Below are 21,027 nucleotides of genomic sequence, written 5' to 3'. Positions count from 1 at the left end.
AATATCCCTCCATTAGAAAATATTGATCATTCACTTATATGGATAATAACACATCGTTTAAACCGTCATTAAGGCTAATTGATGCCACCATGCTGGTAGCTGGTAGTATGATCGGCTCGGGTATTTTTATTGTGAGTGCCGATATTACCCGTAATGTGGGTAGCGCCGGCTGGCTGATATTTGTTTGGCTCATCACCGGATTTATGACCCTTACAGCCGCCCTGAGCTATGGCGAATTAAGTGCGATGTTTCCGCGGGCAGGTGGTCAGTATGTATATCTGAAAGAAGCTTACAATCCCTTAGTGGCTTTTTTATACGGGTGGAGCTTTTTTACAGTGATACAAACCGCCACTATAGCAGCCGTAGGTGTGGCCTTTGCAAAATTTACAGCCTACCTGTTACCACAGTTCAGTGAGGACCTGGTGGCCATAAACCTTGGATTTATCACCATATCACCGGCTCAATTGCTTTCCATATTGGTTATTGTATCATTAACATACATTAATACCCGGGGTGTAAATAGTGGTAAAATTGTGCAAACTATATTTACCATGGCCAAGTTGCTGAGCTTGCTGGGATTGATTGTTTTTGGCTTGTTTGCTATAAAAGCTGCTGTTTGGAAGAGCAACTGGCACAATGCCTGGAGCATCCATAGCTTAAAAGCCAATGGCTCTATGGCTTCGTATACTACCATTGCGGCACTTGGGGCTATAGCATCGGCTATGGTTGGTTCTATATTCAGCAGTGATTCCTGGAACAATGTGACATTTATTGCAGGTGAAATAAAAAATCCCAAAAGGAATATTGGATTGAGCCTTGCCCTGGGTACACTTATTGTTACGGTGATATATATTTTGACCAATATGATGTATACTGGTGTACTTTCGCTGCATGATATGGCTACCGCTGATAAGGACAGGATAGGCGTAGCTGCATCGAAACAGATATTTGGCAGCTCGGGCACGGTTATTATCGCCCTGCTCATCATGGTATCCACTTTTGGGTGCAATAACGGATTGATCATGTCTGGCGCCCGTGTATACTATTCCATGGCAAAAGACAGATTATTTTTTAAACGGGTGAGCACGCTCAATAAGAATTCGGTGCCTGGTTTTGGGTTGTGGCTGCAAGCTGTTTTTGCCTGTTTATGGAGTTTGAGTGGTAAATATGGTGATCTGCTGGATATGATATCGTTTGTGGTGGTGGTTTTTTATGTACTCACGATTATCGGTATATTTATACTGCGGAAAAAAATGCCCGATGCTGAACGGCCTTATAAAGCTTTCGGCTATCCTGTTTTACCCATTATTTATATCATGATGGGGTTAGCGTTTTGTCTTTTGCTAATGAGTTACAAACCCACCTATACATGGCCAGGCCTGATCATTACCCTGGCCGGCATCCCGGTTTATTACCTTGTAAGCAGTATTAAGCAGAAAGCGGATGATGCAAGTGTACTGAGCAAAATCTAACAGTCAATTATTACGTAAATTTATTGGTATGTTTATGCATTAACCAAAGTCGATAAGTGTTAGAGACGGCTAGGTTTTTATAAAAAGGTTCTTATTTCGAGGAGTACGATTGAGCGTTGTGCGAAAGAACGAGGCAGTCACACTTTCATGTAACTGCCTCGTTATTAGTAGCGGGGAGCAGGATCGAACTGCCGACCTTAGGGTTATGAATCCTACGCTCTAACCATCTGAGCTACCCCGCCTTTTGGTGTATCTTGCTCTTTTATAGTGGTTTTATAAAAGAGCGGCCTTTAATAAATCAATGGCCTTCCCTAAAAAGGTTTGCAAATATAGCAGAAATTCGTTTTCTTTAGAAAAAATGTTAACATTTACAGCTTTTAGAGCTTACAAGTATAAACCCAAATGTCCGAAAAAAAGAAATTTACCCTTGAATATGAGATAAAATCGTCTCCTCGTATACTGTTTTCCTTTCTGAGTGAGCCTAATGGATTAGCGCAATGGTTTGCCGACGATGTGATCATCAAGGATCAGGTTTATACCTTTACCTGGGATGGCGATGCTCAAAAAGCGAAGCTGCTTGTTGTAAAAGAAAATAAGCTGGTTAGATTTAAATGGGTAGATGACGATCCGCAATTTTATTTTGAAATGGAAATTCTGCAGGATGAGTTAACCAATGATGTAGCCCTGAGTATTACCGATTTTGCAACAGAAGATGCCATTCCTGAGCGCAAATTGATATGGGATAACCAGATCGAATACCTCATCAGCGTATTGGGTGCTTAAAGGAACTTAATTTTAGCTAATTTTGTATCGTGAACCGCTGTTTGTGCGTTAATGAAAATTAACGGGCTAGTAAGTGCGTTATATCCTGTTGTACAAATTGCGTTAATGAAAAAGATACATCTTTTACTCCTTAAATCGTTTATAAGACCCTTTGTAAGTACGCTTTTCATCGTAATGTTTGTGTTGTTGATGTTGTTTTTGTTTAAATACATCGACGATCTGATAGGTAAGGGTTTTGCCTGGTACACCATTCTTGAATTGATGTTATACAATTCGGCAACCAATGTTTCTATGGCATTGCCTTTGTCTGTATTGCTTTCAACCATTATGACTTACGGCTCTCTTGGCGAAAATTATGAGCTGGTAGCCATAAAGGCAGCGGGTATATCTTTACGCCGGGCTATGTATCCCATGATAGTGGTGGTAACAATTTTGAGTGTAGCCGCATTTTTCTTCTCAGATTATATGTTGCCGGTAGCTAACCTAAAGTATTTTTCATTGCTGTATGATGCACGTAAGCAAAAATCGGCCGATCTGTTGCCTAAAATGGTTTTCAGCAATAGCTTTACTGGTTACACTATCCGCGTAAAAAGTAAAGATCCCGATGGGCAAAGATTATATGGTATCATGATATACCAAAAAAGCGCTGATAATAATAATACAACCGTTACTATCGCCCGTGAAGGTACCATGTTTCGAACCATGGGTGATAAATTTCTGGTGCTGAAGTTAAAAGATGGTGTAAGATATGAAGAGTCGGCGCCCGATAATGCCACCTATAATACTAGGCAGCGCTTGTCGCGGTTCCGCTTTAAGGAAACCGAACAAAAATTTAGTTTGGAAGGGCTTAAAATGACCCGTACCAATGAAAATGAATTCAAGTCGGCATCACAAATGATGAATTTGAAACAGCTAAGGTCTTACGTCGATTCTGTACAGCACCAGGTTGATGGGAGTATTGTGCAGAATTATAAGCTTGTTACACCATATATTAAGTTTTTTAACTTGCCGCCCAAGCCTGCGGTTAAATATATACCAGCCGATAAGGCCGGGGTGCTGAAAAGCATGAAACTTAGTGACCAGGTGGTGGCCCTTTCAAGCGCGGCATCAGAAATCCGTTCGATAAAGGATATATTGAAGAACCGTACCGACCGTTATAACGATGATACGCTTAATATAAGACGTTACGCATCAGAAGTTCAAAAGAAATTCACGCTTTCGGCAGCTTGCCTGGCCCTGTTCCTGATCGGTGCGCCGCTGGGTGCTATTATACGTAAAGGAGGGTTGGGTTTACCGGTAGTGATATCTGTTATTTTTTTTCTGATATATTACATTATCTCCACCATAGGCGAAAAATCGGTTAGGGCCGGCAGTATTTCAATCGTTTTTGGTATGTGGATAGCCATTATCATACTTACTCCCATCGGGCTTTTCCTGTCGTACAAAGCTGCTACAGATTCGGTAATATTTGATGTAGAGCTTTATAAAAGGTTTTTTAATAAATTAATTAAGCGCAAAAGCAACTAATTGCCTGTCATTCACCGTAATCATTTATAGTAAGCCTGCTCTCCTTGCTACCGAAAGGGATTTTACACAGTACCGACCAGAAACATTTTTATATATCATAAATTTGTTTAACTTTTAAAATGTTTTGTGGCTTATTCTATTTAAGTCCTATCAAATACTTATATAATGCTAAATACGATACAAGAAGCAATTGAAGATATAAAAGCCGGGAAAATGGTCATTGTTGTTGATGACGAAGACCGCGAAAATGAAGGCGATTTTTTAACAGCGGCGCGTAATGCCACCCCCGAAGCTATCAATTTTATGGTACGCCACGGCCGGGGACTGGTATGTGCACCTATTACACAGCAGCGTGCCCGCGAGTTGGAACTGGAGCCCATGGTAAGCCATAACACCACCTCACACGAAACTAACTTTACTGTTTCTGTTGATCTTTTGGGCCATGGTTGTACTACAGGTATTTCCGCGTCAGACAGGTCAAAAACCTCTATGGCGTTAATTGATCCGGCTACAAAACCGGAGGATCTGGGCAGACCAGGGCATATTTTTCCGCTGATTGCTAAAGATGGCGGTGTGCTGCGCAGAACCGGGCATACCGAAGCGGCTATTGACCTTGCTGTTTTGGCCGGGTTTGAACCGGCAGGAGTAATATGTGAGATCATGAAAGAGGATGGTGACATGGCCCGTTTGCCCGATCTGTTGGTGATGGCAAAAGAGTTCGATCTTAAAATAGTATCTATAAAAGATCTGATCGCTTACCGCCTGAATGCCGAAACGCTTGTGAGAAAAGAAGTATCGGTAAAAATGCCAACGGAATGGGGCGATTTTGAAATGATAGGCTATACCCAATTAGATACCGGCGAAAATCACCTGGCTCTTATCAAAGGCACCTGGGAGCCCGATGAGCCCATTTTGGTGCGTGTGCACAGCTCATGTGTTACCGGCGATATTTTTGGCTCATGCCGGTGCGATTGCGGCCCTCAGTTACATAAGGCTATGGAGATGATCAGTAACGAAGGCAAAGGTGTTGTGGTATATATGAATCAGGAGGGGCGTGGTATTGGTTTGATCAACAAACTAAAAGCCTATCATCTGCAGGAAAATGGGTTGGATACAGTAGAGGCCAATATTAAATTAGGCTTTAAAATGGATCAGCGTGATTACGGTATCGGAGCACAGATATTGCGTAGCCTGGGTATTTCAAAAATGCGTCTGATGACCAATAACCCCAAGAAACGTGCGGGCCTGATAGGTTATGGTTTGGAGGTTGTAGAGAATGTACCTATCGAGATCGCGTCAAATCCACATAACGAATCATATTTGCGTACCAAAAGAGATAAGATGGATCATGCTATTATGAGAGATCACTGATCTTCATCATCTGATTTTTTAGCTGCCGGTGTTCCGCCTGTTGTTGTAGGCGGAACCGGTGCAGGCGTTGTAGACGACGATGTTCTGTCTCGTCTGCTACGTCTGAATATGTTTCTGATGAATTCACCAAAAGTGTCAAAATCACGGGAGTATACTAAACCAAATCCGTTCACATACTGAAAGTCGAGATTGTTTAAGGGGTTGAGTGTGGTGTTATTCAGCAACCTGTAAGAATATCTTGCTGTCAAATTTCCGTCCTTCCTAATCTGGTACAATGCTTCAAAGTCTTTAGTTAAATTACCGTTAAACAAACTGGAGGTATTGTTGAACAGGTCATTGGAGCCTGTATTGTTATATAAGCTTCCGTTAAATGATAGTCTGCTATTAAAAAACCTCAATGAAGCATTAGCTTCGTTAAGCGAACGGATGTTTAAATCAAAATCAAAGTTTTTGATGTGTGATTGTGATATCAGGTTGTTGAGCTTGTTGAAGGCAAATTCACTTATCATTTGTTCTGCAGTGCCCGCAATTAAATTGTTATTATTATTGTTTGATGTGAAACTGCGGCGTACAATAATGTTAATTGCCTGCTGACTGCGATTGTTGTTATCAGCCAGGTACGTAGCCAAATCATCCTTTACCGAAGGATCAGTAGGAAAGTTAAAGTCGAAATCAATATTTGGCTGCAACAATGACTTGGTTAGTATTAGCTGTGCCTGTACCAATGTTTGTTGTGACGAAGTTGGCGTTTGTAAGCCAGCGGCTGCATAAAGCGGGGCTTTACTGGTTCGCACCTCATATAAAGCTTTCAGGTTTATCTCGGCGTTTGATGGATTGCCTGTCCATCGGATGGTACCGCCCTGGTTTACCGTAAAGTTTTTGCTGATGAAGTTTTTGGCGGTAAATTCAAACTTACCTGTGGATATCAGGAAGTCGCCATACATTTCAAAATCGCCTAGGCTATTAATATTGAGTTTTAAATTATTGGCAACACCGCTACCCTCAAGTAAACCATAATCAGTGGTTATTTTAACAACCGTCTTTTCATCGGCGCTCAGGTCAAAATTTAAGGTAACGCCATTAAACGCCCGGGTTTTATTTACAACTTTTGCCGTATCCTTATGCCCAACAAATCTTATAAAGTCATATTCACTGGCAGTTGATGAAGTATTGAGCGGGATATTGAAAACCGTACCAGCCTCAGTACGCGCCGTAATATCAATCTTCATATTATCAACCGGCCCTTTAAAGCTAAATGTACCACTGCCATATGCCGTGCCATAATAAAGGTGATTGTCCTTAAATGTAGTGTTTAGGGCCATCAGATTACGGGCAAGAACAGATACTTGAATATCAGGGTTGGATAGGTTGTTAAGGTCAACTGTGCCACTTGCTGTACCTGTACCCCCGCGTATATCCTTTAATATCATGTTATTCAAATTGACAACGCTGTTGTTTACACTTAGTTTATTATTAACAACATAAGCGGTTTTAAGATAATTGACAGTAACGCCAGTATTTTCAAGCGTTATACTGCCGTTAAACTGGGGATTTGATGGTTTCCCGGAAAGTTTAAGATCAGTAGAGATGTGGCCTTTAACATTAGAAACCAGATCTTTGATAAAAGGGGTAAAGATAATGGCTTCGGTTTGGTTCATTTTAACATCAAAGTCCAGGTTGTCATCGGTGTCATGGCCAAAGTAGTAGGTACCCCCGATGTTCATGGTTTCCAGCCCACGGTTTAGAATGTTCAACTTCATGTCGGCCTGTTTGCGATCGTTACCAAGGGTTGATACTAATTTTAGATCACCAATCAGTGTCCGGTTCATGGTTAATGAGTCGATATTCAAATGCGCGTCAACTCCGGGCGATTTGGTAATGGATGTAAACTTCACGTCGCCATTCAGATAGCCCCTCAAATAGATACCCGAAGTTCGGGTTAGCTGATTGAGTGTACGCATGTTGAATTTCTCGAAGGAGAGCTTCAGTTCATCGGCCGGGTTATCGGATATAAAGCCATTAATGCGCACCTTTTGTGGCCCATTGGATAATTCAAAGCCCGATACCTGGGTTTTACCATCTAACAATCTGATGCGAACCTGTTCCTGGATGTGCCATTTTTGTTTCTCCAGGATAACGTCAGAAGGTAGCAGTTTTAATTTGGCTGTAGTATCGCGTCCAAATTCAACCAGGCCATAAAGATCGAGCTGGTTTACCGCGTTTTTATCCGACAGCTTTACGTTAAAATTAAGACTGTCATGCTTCAGGAAATTGGTAATGTTGATGTCTTTAATAAACAGGCTGTCACTTAGGTCAATCTTTCTTAACGATAAGTTAAGGCCCAGCATATCGTCGGTAGTGTTTTCATCGATGATGAAATCGTGAAATACAATTTTACCATATTTAAATGTTTTGATATAGCCAGACAGGATAGCCGTTTTCTTTTCCGAATCAAATTGCCCTACAAGAGTACCTTGATCGGGTATTTTCAGGTCTGGTACAAATATGGCGGTAAGCGGGTCGGTATTCTTAAGCGTAAGATTAAATGTAAACTGCTCGGGTTTGGGCGTAACAGTAGTTGTTTTTAATGAAGGGATATATTTTTTAGCAATGGTCTTAAAATAGGAGGGCAGTGTGGCCAAATCAAAAATCCCCTTGATACTGCCATCAGCAAAATCTGACTTTAAGTCAATCTCCCGGTTGTTGCCTTTTCCGGTTGATGACAGATATAAAGAATCAACCACATAATTGTTGCGCGGATCAACAACCCTGGCAGGAGAAAGTAAAATATTACCCTCAATATTAGCCAGGCTATTACCAGAAAATTTGGCCTTTAGCTGTGTACTTATGGTGATGGTATCTGTAATAAGTTTGAGCTTGTTCAGGTTAGCATCCTTAATGCTTGCCGCCAGATCATATGCCGGTAGCACGGGATTTAAATTTACAGAGCCCTTCAGATCCAGCTTTACATTTTTATCATTGATGGTAATATGTCCGTTGGCCAACTTTTTAATGAACGAACCGTTTACCGTAAGATTATTGTAGGTGTAGTTGTTATAATTTATGTTAGCGATACGGGCATCAACTTTTTCGGTAAGGTTTTTAAGCTCGTCACCCCTCCCTTGTATGTCGGCGTTAAAGGTAGTGCGGCCAAGCGATTTTTCATCAAGCAGGGCGCCCAGGTCAAAATTAAAGGCATCCAGTTTGCCGCTGTAGCTTGGAACGTTTTTCTTATCAATTTTGAGATTGATATCGGTATCAAACCTACCAAGCCCTGTTTTGAATATGCCGTAGGCAACAAAATCATTCTGCAGGCCATTGAACCTGCCGGTAAAGTTGATATTGCCAAATTTACCTATGATGGCTGGCACTTTCATGGTTGCATTACCCGAAAAATGGCTGATGAGGTAATCCAGATCTTTTTTGTTAGAGGCAACCTGATCAAACTTCAGGTCGAGGAAAGTATTATCCCAATCGGGCAGGCCTCGTAAATTAAAGTCACCTTTTATAAAAGTGGCCTGACCGCCGCTAATGGTAACGTGTTTGGCCTTCAGGTTATTTACCAATCCTTTAACACGGCCCTCAATACCCAGGTCAAACGTGGTTTTACCCATGCCGCTGGTAAAGTAGGCAATATCTGATGATGATATACGTGATGATTTAAAGTCGGCATCCATGTTTACCCGGTTTTCGAAATCATCAAAGTCATCAAATGATTTAAACCGCATGTGAAAATAGTCTTTCAGATCGGAGTGTGGGGTTTGAATAGCGAGATGCTGCAATAAGATCTGGTTGGTATCGATAGTAGTATGCGCCGTAAAGTTTTTTACGTAGAAACCACTTTTTTCCTGTAATGTAAGGTGCTGAACATTACCCTTGAATAAGTGGTTTTTGATATCCATACCCGTCACTACCGTACTAAAATGATTTACATCGATATCGTCAAAATTAACCTTGTTCAGCACTGTATCAACCAACTGATTCTTGTAGCGGAAATGAAAGTTATTGATGGTGATTTTGTCGAAATTAAGTGTCCAGGGTTTACTTTTAGCTTTTTGGGTGGTATCGCCTGAGCTAAAATAATCAATTATGAATTTGAGGTTGGTAGTACTGTCTTTTTGTTTTTTGAGATAAAAAGAACCGTTATCCAGTTGAATAGATTCAAAATTGATAGTTCGTTGTTTGATGCTGAAGAAGAGCGAAAAACCTTCAATATCCACAGCCAGCTTCGGTGTGTTCAATAAGGTATCCCGTTTTTTATCGAGCACATATAAACCCTCTAATACTACAGAAGTAAAAGGTCTGATGTACAAGCTTCTGATGCTAACTGTGGTGTGCAGCTCGTCCGAAAGATAACCCGCGGCTTTTTTAGCGGCCCAGGTTTGTACAGGTTTATACTGAAACGCCAGTAAAAGTATGCTCAGTGTCAATAAAATGAACAACACTATCCCTAACGCTATATTGAGTACTTTTTTAATAACTTTGTAATTAATTAAAAATTCAAAAGTAAAAATTCAAAACCGTTTGAAATGTTTTACTTTTCTAAATGTATTTATAACGTGTCAAAGGGTAAGGTCATTTTTTGACTTTAAACTTTTGACTTTTGACTTAATATTGTGCCTGTAATTTTAGGAATCGAATCTTCATGTGATGAAACCTCCGCATCTGTTTGTGTTAACGGAGAGATACTGAGCAATGTAATTGCCAATCAAACCATTCACGAAGCATATGGAGGCGTTGTCCCTGAGCTTGCCTCAAGGGTTCATCAGCAAAATATTGTTCCTGCTGTACAACAAGCATTATTGAATGCAAAAGTAAGCAAAAATGATGTTGATGCAGTAGCTTTTACCCGCGGACCTGGACTTTTAGGTTCACTTTTAGTAGGTGTATCATTTGCTAAGGCATTTGCGCTGGCTAAAAACCTGCCGCTTATTGATATAAATCATATGCAGGCCCATATATTGGCCCATTTTATTGGCTATCATAAGCCTGTATTTCCATTTTTGTGTCTTACCGTTTCTGGGGGACATACACAAATAGTTTTAGTGAAAGATTATTTTGATATGGAGGTAATTGGCCAAACGCTTGATGATGCCGCGGGCGAGGCCATGGATAAAACCAGCAAAATATTAGGCTTGCCTTATCCGGGTGGCCCGTTGATTGATAAATACGCGCGCAAGGGCAATGCTGATGCTTACAAATTTCCTGAGCCACAGATACCGGGCCTGGATTTTAGCTTTAGCGGATTGAAAACATCGATTTTATATTTTATCAGGGATAACGTGGCTAAGAATCCTGATTTTATCAGCCAGAATCTGCCGGATATCTGCGCGTCGGTTGAAAAACGTATAGCTACCATACTGTTGAACAAATTGCAAAAGGCAGCGCAGGAGTACGGCATAAAACAAATTGCTTTGGCGGGCGGTGTATCGGCCAATACCGGTTTACGCTTAGGACTGCAGGAGCTCTGCGCAAAAAATGGCTGGGAAAGCTTTATACCCAAAATGGAGTACTGTACCGACAACGCGGCCATGATAGCCATTGCCGGTTACTATAAATACTTAAAAGGTGAATTTGCCGGACAGGAGACAGCTCCGCTGGCAAGGATGCCTTTTTAATTAGTGATTCAGTAAATCACCAATTTAATAATTAAAAAATATGAACATTCCTTCATTGATTTTCTGGGCAGTTTTTGTGTTGCCATTGGTTGCTTTTTTAATTTGGCTGATGCGCCAGGATAAAAAGAAAGGTGTAACCGGACTTATTGTACTGGCCATTATTGTGGTAGGCGGCATAGTTTATATGTACGTTAAAACAGGCGGGCAGTAGACCGCTGATTGATTTTGATTGCGCTGAACGTGTTGATGATTGTTAGATTTTGATTAATAGACATCGAACAGTTGTCATAAAACAAAAAGCCCTCCACAATAAATATGGAAGGCTTTTTGTTTGTACCAGAAATGGGCTCTTTACCTCGCTGCCCGGAATATTTTCTTGTCACCGGCTGCATTAAAACCCATGATATAATAATAATTGTTGGTAAATTCAATACCGCCTAAAGTGTAGCCAGCAGGCATAGGATAGCTTTTGAAGTTAACCCCATCATTGCTGGATAGATTAAAGGTTTGGCTACCATAAGCAACGGTTGCACTATCAGCTTTGATCACGTTACATGCTTCCGTACCCACCTGAGTCCAGGAGTCGCCTTTGTTGGTTGATCTGTAAAGGCGCTGGCTGCCTTCTGTTTGAGCCGCCCCTTTATAGCTAAACGCGCAAAGTACACTATAACTGGCGGCAGCCAGAAAATCTTTATAACCTAAATTATAATAATAAATGCCGGTATAACCTTTAGTTGCTTCCCAGGTAGCTCCGTTATCTGCTGAACGATAAAATAATTTTTCTTCTTTGGATGTGTAGTTTTTACTGGTGTCTACTGCAAAAAAGTTATTGCTACTGTAACTATCAGTAATGGCAGTTGTATAGTTGAGCGTAGCACCTGGCACACTGATATTGGTGCGGGTCCAACTGTTACCACCGTTGGTTGATCGGTAGAGTCTGTTACCGCTTACCGCTGCAACGTAATTGTTGGTAATTGTAATACCTGTAAAGCCCGTATCGGGTGCGGTAGTTTCGGGCGTAAGCTTAGTCCAGTAAATGCCGTTGGTTGATTTGGCAATACCAAGATTAGTAGAGATGTAATAAGCGCTTTTATAGGCTTTTAAAACATTGATAATTAGTTTTTTTGATTTGTTAAAGGGGAGATTAGATGCTACATCTGAGTATGTTTTTCCGTCTGCGCTATAATACAGAAAGTTAGCATTGTTGCCGCCGGTAATAAGCAGCGTTGAGCCCATATGTATCATTTGATTAATATTTTGTAGCCTCGGAATCGACGTCAGGCTTTCCCAATTCAGATTGGGATATGGGGCGTCAATCAGATAGGTGCTTACTGAAGCTGATTTAATACCTTTAATGCTTATGATAAGACGCACAAAGGCTCCAGCTTTTAAACCAGCCGGAACCTTAACAGTAACCTGGGTGGAGGTTGCTGTTACAATAGTTCCAATAGCATTATCAAAGTTAACAACAATGTCGGCCGGGTTGCTGCTAAAGTTGATACCTGTAAGGGTTACTATATCCCCGGCTCTGCCTTCCGTAGGTTTAACGTCGGTGAGATTTGGCAGGGCAGCATAAGTAAATACAGGACCGTTAACAGTTTCACTGTTTTTTACTTTAAGACTGATGTTACCGGTGGTGCCCGTTAAAGGGACAAGTACTCTAAGCCGGGTAGGGGTAGCTGTTTTCACCACGGCTTCCACACCGTTAAATTTCACTATGTTATCTGTTATAACCGAACTGTAATTAACCCCGGTTATGGTAACCGTATCATTGTATTTGCCTTGCTGCGGACTAATACTTTCAATAGTAGGTTTGGCCGAAACCGGTGTAGGATCAACTATCTGCGTTTTTGGTTTAGTATTACTGGTAAAATTGGCAGCCGTATAAGAGCCATTTGACGCGAAATCTTTTCCTGCCGCATCTTTAAATACGATATCCCAGCTTACCATAGCAGTATTGGCATTGATGGTAACAGTAATGTTGCCCGAGTTGGCGAAATAGATATTACCACTGTTAATATACTGTACATAGGTTTGTACAGAAGTAGTTGTAGTTGTTGAGGCGTTTACTTTTAAGGTTGGATTGCCTGGATTTAAAGAGGTACCCGCTTTTTTACTGAGGTTAACCGATCCGCCTTTAAGATCGCTGATGAAGAATACCAGTTTACTGCCGCTGGCATCCAGGTTGGCGGTAGTTTGCAGTGCTTTTACATCGTCACCATCCGTGGCATAATAGGTCGATGTAAAATCTGTAGCTGCCAGGTTATAGTCTGTCCCATTGATTTTTGCGGTCAAGGCTGGCTTCGGTTTGTCGGGTGTTAAATCTGGATCTTTCTGACTTTTTGAACAAGAAAAAAAAGTAATAATAAGCAGTATAAAGCTTACTGCTTTAAAAAAGTTTTGTAATGGTGTAATCATATTCAATCAGGGGGGTATGTGCAATAAAGTTCAAGGAGGGGCAAAGGTAACGGAAATACACGCCGTTTTAAATACTATTTGAACTTAACTAAAAGGTAATCAGGATGAATGCAGTTTGTCTTTAAATAGTGAGCGTTTGGGCTTATTGCCAACAAAAGCGGAAACAGTACTGCTCACATCTCCCAGTCAAATATATCGGTTACTTAATTGAAGGTTAAATAACTGGTAGGTTATTTTTCTCTTTCAGATTCCCGGATGCTACTCTGTTAGCCCCTTATAAAAAGTTTGAGCATAGCCTGATATGGTTTTGGCCATGTCGAGACCGTTAATGATTTTGCGGGCATTTACCCAGTCGGTAAGTTTATCCGTAAAATACTTATCCAAGCCTACGCCTGTAAATAAGCCTTTGGTCATTCCTTTGATCATAATGGCTGCGGCTATGGCTGGTTGTAAAGCCAGATCTGGGTTATCAAGCAGGTCGATGTTGAGCAGTTTGCCCATGCTATCGTAATTTTCATACCAGGTTAATTGTACATAACCACGACCATAATATAATTCATCGGGTGTGGTATAAGGAATGCGCTTAGCCGGGCCGCCACCCATTTTTAGCTTTCTGCCATAATCGTGCCCGGCACCTTTACCAAATTCGGCAATTGGCTGCATGGTTTTAGCTGTTTCATGAAAAACAGTGGCCAGTATATAAGCGGTTTTACGATCATCTGTAATGCCTGCGTCTGTTGTGGCTTTGAGTATGGCCTGGATACCATCAACCTGGCTTTGTGTTAAATGTCCGCCAAACATTGGACGGATGTCTACGTAGAATTCTTTTGTATCAGACATGAGATTAAGATTTAGGTGTTAATAATAAGCCTGGTAAACAGGTGGATAACAAAAGATTAGGGCTTTACGAGGTAAATATAAGTATTTAGGAAGGGAAAATAAAGAGGGAATTTATATCCGCGCAGTGTGAAGATTTTAACTAAAAAGGGTTGCTGTTTACAGCAACCCTTTTTAGTTATGACAAGAGTAATAATTACTTTCCGAACCGTTCTTTCAAATAATAACCCGTATGTGATTTTTTCTCTTTAATCAGATCTTCAGGTACACCTTCAAATACCACTTTTCCGCCGCGGTCGCCGCCTTCGGGGCCAATGTCAATAATCCAGTCGGCACATTTAATCACATCCATGTTGTGCTCTATTACAATAATGGTATTGCCATGTTCCAACAGGGCGTCAAATGATTTGAGCAATTTTTTGATATCGGCAAAATGCAGACCAGTGGTAGGTTCGTCAAAAATAAATAATGTTTTATTGGTGTTGTTGCCCTTTACCAGGAACGATGCCAACTTAATACGCTGTGCCTCGCCGCCAGAGAGTGTATTTGACGATTGACCCAATTGTACATAGCCCAAACCTACATCAACCAAAGGTTTTATCTTAGCGATGATCTTAGGTTCTTTAGCGAAGAAGATCAGTGCTTCATCAATGGTCATGCGCAGCACTTCAGCTACATTTTTTTCATTGTAAGTGATGTCCAGTATATGTTGCTTAAAGCGGTTACCTCCACAGGTTTCGCAGGTCAGGAAGATGTCGGCCATAAACTGCATCTCTATCTTCACTTCGCCCTCGCCCTGACAAACATCGCAGCGACCGCCTTCAACGTTAAAGGAGAATGCTGATGGTTTTAGTCCCGCGGCCTTTGCTGCAGGTTGTGAAGCATACAGATTGCGGATCTCGTCCCAGGCTTTTACATACGTAACCGGGTTGGAACGCGAAGAGCGACCGATCGGGTTTTGGTCAACCAGTTCCACCTGTTCTATCTTAGCGTAATCACCATCGATGCCATCATACGAGCCTGTTTGTTCGCCCGAATAATTACCCAGTGCTTTTTGCAGAGCAGGCGCCAATATGCGTTTTACCAGACTGGTTTTACCCGAACCGGACACGCCTGTAACTACGGTAAGAACCCCTAACGGGAATTTAGCCGTGACATGTTGCAGGTTGTTTTCGCGCGCGCCTTTGATCTCGATATAATCATTCCATTTACGGCGATGTGCTGGTATGGCTATGGATTCACGGCCGCTCAGGTATTTGCCTGTTAAGCTGTGTTCGTCCTTTAATATCTCTTTGTAAGTACCTGTGAAGATCAGTTCGCCGCCATGAGTCCCGGCTTCGGGGCCAATGTCAATGATGTGGTCTGCAGCTTCCATTATCTCTTCTTCGTGCTCCACCACTAATACTGTATTACCCACATCGCGCAATGATTTTAATACGCTGATGAGGCGCTGTGTATCGCGGGGATGCAAACCAATACTTGGCTCGTCCAATACATATACCGAGCCTACCAAACTGCTGCCCAGTGATGTAGCCAGATTAATACGCTGCGATTCACCACCTGATAAGGTATTTGACAAACGGTTAAGCGTCAGGTAGCTCAATCCCACATCATTTAAAAACGACAAGCGGTTAGTGATCTCCATCAGCAGGCGTTTACCCACTTTGGCATCCGTTTCATTTAATTGCAGTCCTTTAAAAAACTCCAAAGCTCTATCCAATGGCATTAATACCACATCGGTAATAGAACGTTCGTTGATCTTTACATACGATGCATCTTTACGCAGGCGGCTGCCCTTGCATTCCGGGCAGGTGGTTTTGCCTCGGTAGCGCGACAGCATAACCCGGTATTGGATCTTGTAGGTCTGCGCCTCCATCTCATGGAAAAACTCATCCAGGCCACGGAAATATTTATTGCCTGTCCATAACAGGCGTTGTTGTTTTTCTGTTAGCTGATTGTACTGGCGATGTATCGGGAAATCAAACTGCAAAGCGTGTTTGATGAGTATATCGTTCCACTCGCGCATTTTTTCGCCGCGCCATGGGGCTATAGCACCCTCATATATACTTTTGCTTTTATCGGGGATCACCAGGTCCTCGTCAATACCGATCACCTTACCATATCCCTCGCATTTTTTACAAGCGCCGTATGGATTGTTAAAGCTGAAGAAATTGGGTGTAGGCTCCTCGAATTTAATACCATCAAGTTCAAAGCGATCGCAGAAAAAACGTTCCAATTCACCGTCGGCATCTGGTTCCTGGTAACGTACATAGCAATCGCCCTTGCCTTCAAAAAAAGCGGTCTGCACCGAATCGCCCAAACGGCTTATGGTTTCGTCCTCTTCATTCTTTGATATCCGGTCAATTACGATACGGACACCGGGGTAATGGGTAGGAGCCTCTTCTTCCTGTGTTATGGTTTCTTCACTTTCAGCTTTAAGCTTTTTGCCTTTAGCTTTCTTCTCTCCATGGGTCTCGGCTATCAATGAAGTATTTTCAATGGATTCATCCTCCAGTAAAGCCTCAATTTTTGACAGCTTATTCAGGTACTCTACCCGCACAAAGCCCTTTTGCATTAAAACGGCCAGCTCCTCTTTTAAGCTGCGGTTATTATGCGGGTACAGTGGTGCTAAAACTGTTACCTGGCTCTCGTTCGGTAACGATAGTATAAAATTCACCACATCGGTAACTGAATCTTTTTTTACTATCTGGCCGGATACCGGGGAAATAGTTTTGCCAATCCGGGAGAAAAGCAATTTTAAATAATCATATATCTCGGTTGAGGTACCTACTGTTGAACGCGGGTTGGAAGTGATCACCTTTTGTTCGATAGCTATAGCAGGTGCAATGCCTTTAATATAATCCACATCGGGTTTGTTCATCCGGCCCAAAAACTGGCGCGCATAGGAAGAAAGACTTTCTACATAACGGCGCTGACCTTCGGCATATAAAGTATCAAAAGCAAGTGACGACTTGCCCGAACCCGACATGCCAGTAACCACAACCAACTTGTTTTTTGGGATAGCCACATCCATATTCTTCAAATTATGTACGCGGGCCCCCTTAATAATGATATGTTTCTGCGGATCTTTTTCTGCTTCTTTAGTCATAATAGTTGATAGTCGATGGTCTATAGACCATCGTTGTTTCTCAAAGCTATGGTCTATGGACAATTGACCATGGTCTTTTTTCCGGAATGCAAAAATCCTAAAAAAATTAGCAGAATCCAAATGGGTTTTACTTTGTTTGGGGATTTACGCCAAATAAATTTCTGACTTTACAGTTTGCTGACTTTTAAATACTTAATAGCGAAAAACAGGGGGGGATTTATAAATTTTTTGAGTAAGTGATTAAACCATTGCCGGGCGCCCTTGTCAAACCCTTGGATAGGTGTAAGAATTATAAAGGGCGAAGCCGTTCATAATACCAATTAACCTGATTAACAGAAGTAAGTAAAAAATATAATTTGTTTTTTAGCCGGGAATTTGTTTTATTTGAAGTAACAATTTCTTAACCCCTAAGGAGCACGCTATAGAATATACTTTACTTTATAGGTTTTTAACTAAAAATTAAGTTTAAGTAGTACTTTCTATGGATTTTCAATTGAAAAGTGATCAGGATCTAATCCATCTATACATTGCCGGTGATGAAGCTGGGCTAGTGGAGTTGATCAGACGATATCAGACCAAAATATATACCTCTATTTACCTGCTTGTAAAAGACGAGTATCTGGCCGAGGATATTTTTCAGGATACCTTTATCAAAGTTATCAATACGCTGAAAGCTGGAAAGTATAACGAAGAAGGTAAGTTTTTACCTTGGGTAACCCGTATTGCACATAATTTGGTTATTGACCACTTCCGTCGCGAAAAACGTGCGCCTATGATCAGCAATGGCGACGATTTTGATATTTTTGAAGTACTGGGTAATTATGATGAAAGCACCGAGGACAGGATGGTGCGTGAGCAAACCCATAAAGATTTGAAAACGCTGATACAGCTTTTACCGTCAGAGCAAAAAGAGGTATTGATCATGCGCCACTTTGGCGATATGAGCTTTAAAGAAATTGCCGATATAACCGAAGTAAGCATCAACACCGCTTTAGGCCGGATGCGTTATGCCCTCAATAACCTCCGCAAAATGATGCAGAGTAAAGAGTTGAGCTTGAAAAATTAATAAAAAGAATCGGGCTGTTGATCAATAGATCTGCTGGTTAAGTGGTGGTCTTTTTTCAATAGCCCGATTTTTTGTGATTAATAACTTAACTTATTCACTTAGGGTGATAAAAATTAACCCGTAAAAAAATTTCATTTAATTTTCATTTGATAAAATATTATCTTTAAGTCGCCGTTATAAATCATATAAAATTTACAACAAAATAAGCTTATGGATGAAACCTTTACAACAACATTAAATGGAATTGCCAACCAGGCTTTAATGGACGAGAATGCACAAGAAAATCTGGGTGCTGACGAATTGATATTTTACAATTCAATTCGCGCTGATTTGGACCTTTTGAACAAAAAACCCAAGGTACAAACTATACACCAGATACTTGACTACTCTAAAAGCCTGCGTTAAGTATTCCGAACTTGCTGGTTCATAGATCATAATTGTTGATGGAGGCGGATGTTCGAGAGAACAGAAACCAACATCCGGCATGATTTATGAACCTTTCTATTTTATATGGATCGTGTAATTGATAATATAGTTTAATACATATTATAATATATGTATTAAACTATAGGAGCACGATCTTTACCATAAAAAAATTCTTAATTTTAAAAATGCTTAAGGCCGAACGCTACCGCCATTTTGTTGAATATTTTTCAAAAAACCAACCCAATCCCGTTACCGAACTGCATTACGATAACCCTTTTCAATTATTGGTTGCCGTGATCTTGTCGGCTCAATGCACCGATAAACGCATTAACCAGGTTACACCAAGGCTGTTTGAACGGTTCCCTACGCCCGAAGACCTGGCCGCATCAACTCCGGAAGAAGTTTTTACTTATATACGGAGTGTAAGCTATCCTAATAATAAAGCCAAACATTTAGTAGGTATGGGAAAAATGCTGGTAGATGTTTTTAACAGTGAAGTACCTGCGGGTATCGAAAACCTGCAAAAAATGCCTGGGGTAGGTCGTAAAACAGCCAATGTTATCGCGTCGGTAATTTTCGAAGAACCGGCCATGGCCGTAGATACGCATGTGTTCCGGGTATCTAATCGTATTGGCCTTACGCATAATGCAACCACCCCGTTGGCTGTCGAAAAGCAATTGATCAAGCACATTCCCAAAGAATATATAGGTGTAGCCCATCATTGGCTCATACTGCATGGCCGGTATATTTGCCTGGCGCGGAGCCCTAAATGCGAAATATGTCCGCTTACCTGGTTTTGCAAATACTATGAACAGCACAATACCGAAACGGCTTTATTAAAAGCCGAAGCAGCAAAGATCCGGAAAGCCAAAGAAGCCAAAAAGAAAAAAGCGCTGAATATCATTACAAAAGAGTTGAAGAAGCGCAGTGTGGATAAAGATATTTGATTGCTAGTGGCGGGTTAAGTAAGTTTATCTGTTATTATTAAGCATTGTCATCCTGAGGAGCGAAGGATCTATTTATCAACTTGTATATCTTATAATAGATGCTTCACTGCATTCAGCATGACAAATATTTAATCATGTAAATAAATTACTAAAAAAATTAGTATTTTTAAATAAAACATTTATATATTTGTTTTAGAAATTTTTAAGATGAGCAACACAGATAAATTGAAGGCATTACAGCTTACTTTAGATAAGCTGGAAAAATCATACGGAAAAGGTACCATCATGAAGTTGGGTGATTCCGTTATTGAACCTACAGAAGTAATATCAACCGGCTCCTTAGGTCTGGATATCGCTTTAGGCGTTGGCGGCTTACCAAAAGGAAGGGTTATTGAAATATACGGACCTGAATCGTCAGGTAAAACCACATTGGCTATCCACGCCATTGCGGAATCACAGAAAAAAGGTGGCATCGCCGCGTTTATTGATGCGGAGCACGCTTTCGATCGTTTCTATGCTAAAAAATTAGGTGTGGATGTAGAGAATCTGTTGATCTCCCAGCCGGACAATGGTGAGCAGGCACTGGAAATTGCCGATAACCTGATCCGTTCTGGCGCTATCGATATCCTGGTAGTTGACTCTGTTGCCGCCTTGGTTCCCAAAGCGGAAATTGAAGGCGAAATGGGCGATTCCAAAATGGGTCTGCACGCGCGTTTAATGTCGCAAGCCTTGCGTAAACTAACAGGTACTATCAGCAAAACCGGATGCTGTTGTATATTTATCAACCAATTGCGAGATAAGATTGGTGTAATGTTTGGTAACCCCGAAACCACTACCGGTGGTAATGCTTTGAAATTTTATGCATCGGTACGTTTGGATGTACGCCGTATATCACAAATTAAAGATACCGACGAAGTTTCAGGTAACCGCGTAAAGGTGAAGATTGTTAAGAATAAAGTGGCTCCTCCGTTCCGCGTGGCCGAGTTTGATATCATGTTCGGTGAGGGTATTTCAAAAGCTGGTGAGATCATCGACCTGGGTGTTGAATATAACATCATAAAAAAAGCGGGTTCATGGTTTAGCTATGGCGAAACTCGTTTGGGCCAGGGCCGTGATGCGGTTAAACAACTGATCCTGGATAACCCTGAACTACAGGAAGAACTGGAAACCAAAATTAAAGAAACCGTTACCGGCGAAAGTTTGGTTGAAGAATAGATTGATTTCGGATTTCGGAATTTCGATTTCGGATTTTGAATTTTTGATATTAGAAAGCCTCCCATTTGGGAGGCTTTCTTGTTTTTAAAGCGCCCTTGTCATGCTGAACGGAGTGAAGCATCTATTATACGATATGCAGGTTAATGAATAGATCCTTCGCTACGCTCAGGATGACAAACTTGTTAGCAAGAAGAACTAATGATCTTCATCCCCAGGTAATAAATCACCAATTCACTAA

14 protein-coding genes and 1 tRNA gene are annotated in these 21,027 nt (G+C 41.2%); 10 read left to right on the top strand and 5 right to left on the bottom strand.

The window, feature by feature from the left end:
- The first annotated feature begins 38 nt into the window (after positions 1-38).
- Entirely contained in the window at positions 39-1,472 is a 1,434-nt protein-coding gene (locus tag ACTJKG_RS20520) for an APC family permease (protein WP_172337563.1), read from the top strand.
- Positions 1,473-1,640: 168 nt separating this feature from the next.
- Here the strand turns inward: ACTJKG_RS20520 and ACTJKG_RS20515 are convergent.
- Positions 1,641-1,714, bottom strand: a tRNA-Met gene (locus tag ACTJKG_RS20515).
- A gap of 160 nt (positions 1,715-1,874) precedes the next feature.
- Here ACTJKG_RS20515 and ACTJKG_RS20510 point away from each other — a divergent pair.
- From ACTJKG_RS20510 to ACTJKG_RS20500, 3 genes are all read left to right on the top strand, one after another.
- The gene (locus tag ACTJKG_RS20510; RefSeq protein ID WP_172337562.1) at positions 1,875-2,255 is read left to right on the top strand and encodes an START-like domain-containing protein; all 381 of its coding nucleotides are present in this window, start codon (positions 1,875-1,877) and stop codon (positions 2,253-2,255) included.
- A 105-nt stretch (positions 2,256-2,360) separates the two neighbouring features.
- On the top strand, positions 2,361-3,782 hold the full coding sequence (locus tag ACTJKG_RS20505; protein WP_172337561.1) for an LptF/LptG family permease: 1,422 nt from the start codon (positions 2,361-2,363) through the stop codon (positions 3,780-3,782).
- Positions 3,783-3,947: 165 nt separating this feature from the next.
- Complete coding sequence (locus ACTJKG_RS20500; protein ID WP_440740288.1) at positions 3,948-5,153, top strand: bifunctional 3,4-dihydroxy-2-butanone-4-phosphate synthase/GTP cyclohydrolase II; 1,206 nt, start codon at positions 3,948-3,950, stop codon at positions 5,151-5,153.
- Here the strand turns inward: ACTJKG_RS20500 and ACTJKG_RS20495 are convergent.
- Complete coding sequence (locus ACTJKG_RS20495) at positions 5,147-9,583, bottom strand: translocation/assembly module TamB domain-containing protein (protein ID WP_440740287.1); 4,437 nt, start codon at positions 9,581-9,583, stop codon at positions 5,147-5,149. The genes ACTJKG_RS20500 and ACTJKG_RS20495 overlap by 7 nt on opposite strands.
- Positions 9,584-9,769: 186 nt before the next feature.
- Here ACTJKG_RS20495 and tsaD point away from each other — a divergent pair, with 186 nt between their 5' ends.
- The gene (gene tsaD / locus ACTJKG_RS20490) at positions 9,770-10,771 is read left to right on the top strand and encodes a tRNA (adenosine(37)-N6)-threonylcarbamoyltransferase complex transferase subunit TsaD (protein WP_440740286.1); all 1,002 of its coding nucleotides are present in this window, start codon (positions 9,770-9,772) and stop codon (positions 10,769-10,771) included.
- 40 nt (positions 10,772-10,811) lie between these two features.
- Complete coding sequence (locus ACTJKG_RS20485) at positions 10,812-10,982, top strand: hypothetical protein (protein WP_172337557.1); 171 nt, start codon at positions 10,812-10,814, stop codon at positions 10,980-10,982.
- Positions 10,983-11,122: 140 nt separating this feature from the next.
- Here ACTJKG_RS20485 and ACTJKG_RS20480 read toward each other — a convergent pair whose 3' ends face one another.
- The 3 genes from ACTJKG_RS20480 to uvrA form a co-directional block, all read right to left on the bottom strand.
- A complete protein-coding gene (locus tag ACTJKG_RS20480; protein WP_440740285.1) occupies positions 11,123-13,066 on the bottom strand; it encodes an IPT/TIG domain-containing protein in 1,944 nt (647 codons plus the stop codon).
- A gap of 381 nt (positions 13,067-13,447) precedes the next feature.
- Complete coding sequence (locus ACTJKG_RS20475; RefSeq protein WP_440740284.1) at positions 13,448-14,029, bottom strand: glycoside hydrolase family 19 protein; 582 nt, start codon at positions 14,027-14,029, stop codon at positions 13,448-13,450.
- 193 nt (positions 14,030-14,222) lie between these two features.
- Complete coding sequence (gene uvrA / locus ACTJKG_RS20470) at positions 14,223-17,135, bottom strand: excinuclease ABC subunit UvrA (protein WP_440740283.1); 2,913 nt, start codon at positions 17,133-17,135, stop codon at positions 14,223-14,225.
- Positions 17,136-17,616: 481 nt separating this feature from the next.
- Between uvrA and ACTJKG_RS20465 the strand changes: the two genes are divergently transcribed.
- The 4 genes from ACTJKG_RS20465 (at position 17,617) to recA (ending at position 20,789) form a co-directional block, all read left to right on the top strand.
- Entirely contained in the window at positions 17,617-18,201 is a 585-nt protein-coding gene (locus ACTJKG_RS20465; RefSeq protein WP_076375554.1) for an RNA polymerase sigma factor, read from the top strand.
- Positions 18,202-18,411: 210 nt separating this feature from the next.
- On the top strand, positions 18,412-18,606 hold the full coding sequence (locus ACTJKG_RS20460) for a hypothetical protein (RefSeq protein ID WP_172337553.1): 195 nt from the start codon (positions 18,412-18,414) through the stop codon (positions 18,604-18,606).
- A gap of 206 nt (positions 18,607-18,812) precedes the next feature.
- The gene (nth, locus tag ACTJKG_RS20455) at positions 18,813-19,574 is read left to right on the top strand and encodes an endonuclease III (RefSeq protein ID WP_440740282.1); all 762 of its coding nucleotides are present in this window, start codon (positions 18,813-18,815) and stop codon (positions 19,572-19,574) included.
- 207 nt (positions 19,575-19,781) lie between these two features.
- Complete coding sequence (gene recA / locus ACTJKG_RS20450) at positions 19,782-20,789, top strand: recombinase RecA (protein ID WP_166091538.1); 1,008 nt, start codon at positions 19,782-19,784, stop codon at positions 20,787-20,789.
- Positions 20,790-21,027 lie beyond the last annotated feature (238 nt).

Source organism: Mucilaginibacter sp. 22184 (assembly GCF_052045695.1).
Classification (GTDB): Bacteria; Bacteroidota; Bacteroidia; order Sphingobacteriales; family Sphingobacteriaceae; genus Mucilaginibacter.
This window is presented reverse-complemented; position numbering and strand designations above follow the sequence as displayed.

Excerpts from the sequence above, each read along its gene's own strand:
- ACTJKG_RS20500 (WP_440740288.1), top strand. The coding sequence starts at position 3,948 with ATGCTAAATACGATACAAGAAGCAATTGAAGATATAAAAGCCGGGAAA.
- ACTJKG_RS20520 (WP_172337563.1), top strand. The coding sequence starts at position 39 with ATGGATAATAACACATCGTTTAAACCGTCATTAAGGCTAATTGATGCC.
- ACTJKG_RS20475 (WP_440740284.1), bottom strand. The coding sequence starts at position 14,029 with ATGTCTGATACAAAAGAATTCTACGTAGACATCCGTCCAATGTTTGGC.
- ACTJKG_RS20505 (WP_172337561.1), top strand. The coding sequence starts at position 2,361 with ATGAAAAAGATACATCTTTTACTCCTTAAATCGTTTATAAGACCCTTT.
- ACTJKG_RS20460 (WP_172337553.1), top strand. The coding sequence starts at position 18,412 with ATGGATGAAACCTTTACAACAACATTAAATGGAATTGCCAACCAGGCT.
- ACTJKG_RS20510 (WP_172337562.1), top strand. The coding sequence starts at position 1,875 with ATGTCCGAAAAAAAGAAATTTACCCTTGAATATGAGATAAAATCGTCT.
- recA (WP_166091538.1), top strand. The coding sequence starts at position 19,782 with ATGAGCAACACAGATAAATTGAAGGCATTACAGCTTACTTTAGATAAG.
- ACTJKG_RS20465 (WP_076375554.1), top strand. The coding sequence starts at position 17,617 with ATGGATTTTCAATTGAAAAGTGATCAGGATCTAATCCATCTATACATT.
- ACTJKG_RS20485 (WP_172337557.1), top strand. The coding sequence starts at position 10,812 with ATGAACATTCCTTCATTGATTTTCTGGGCAGTTTTTGTGTTGCCATTG.
- uvrA (WP_440740283.1), bottom strand. The coding sequence starts at position 17,135 with ATGACTAAAGAAGCAGAAAAAGATCCGCAGAAACATATCATTATTAAG.
- nth (WP_440740282.1), top strand. The coding sequence starts at position 18,813 with ATGCTTAAGGCCGAACGCTACCGCCATTTTGTTGAATATTTTTCAAAA.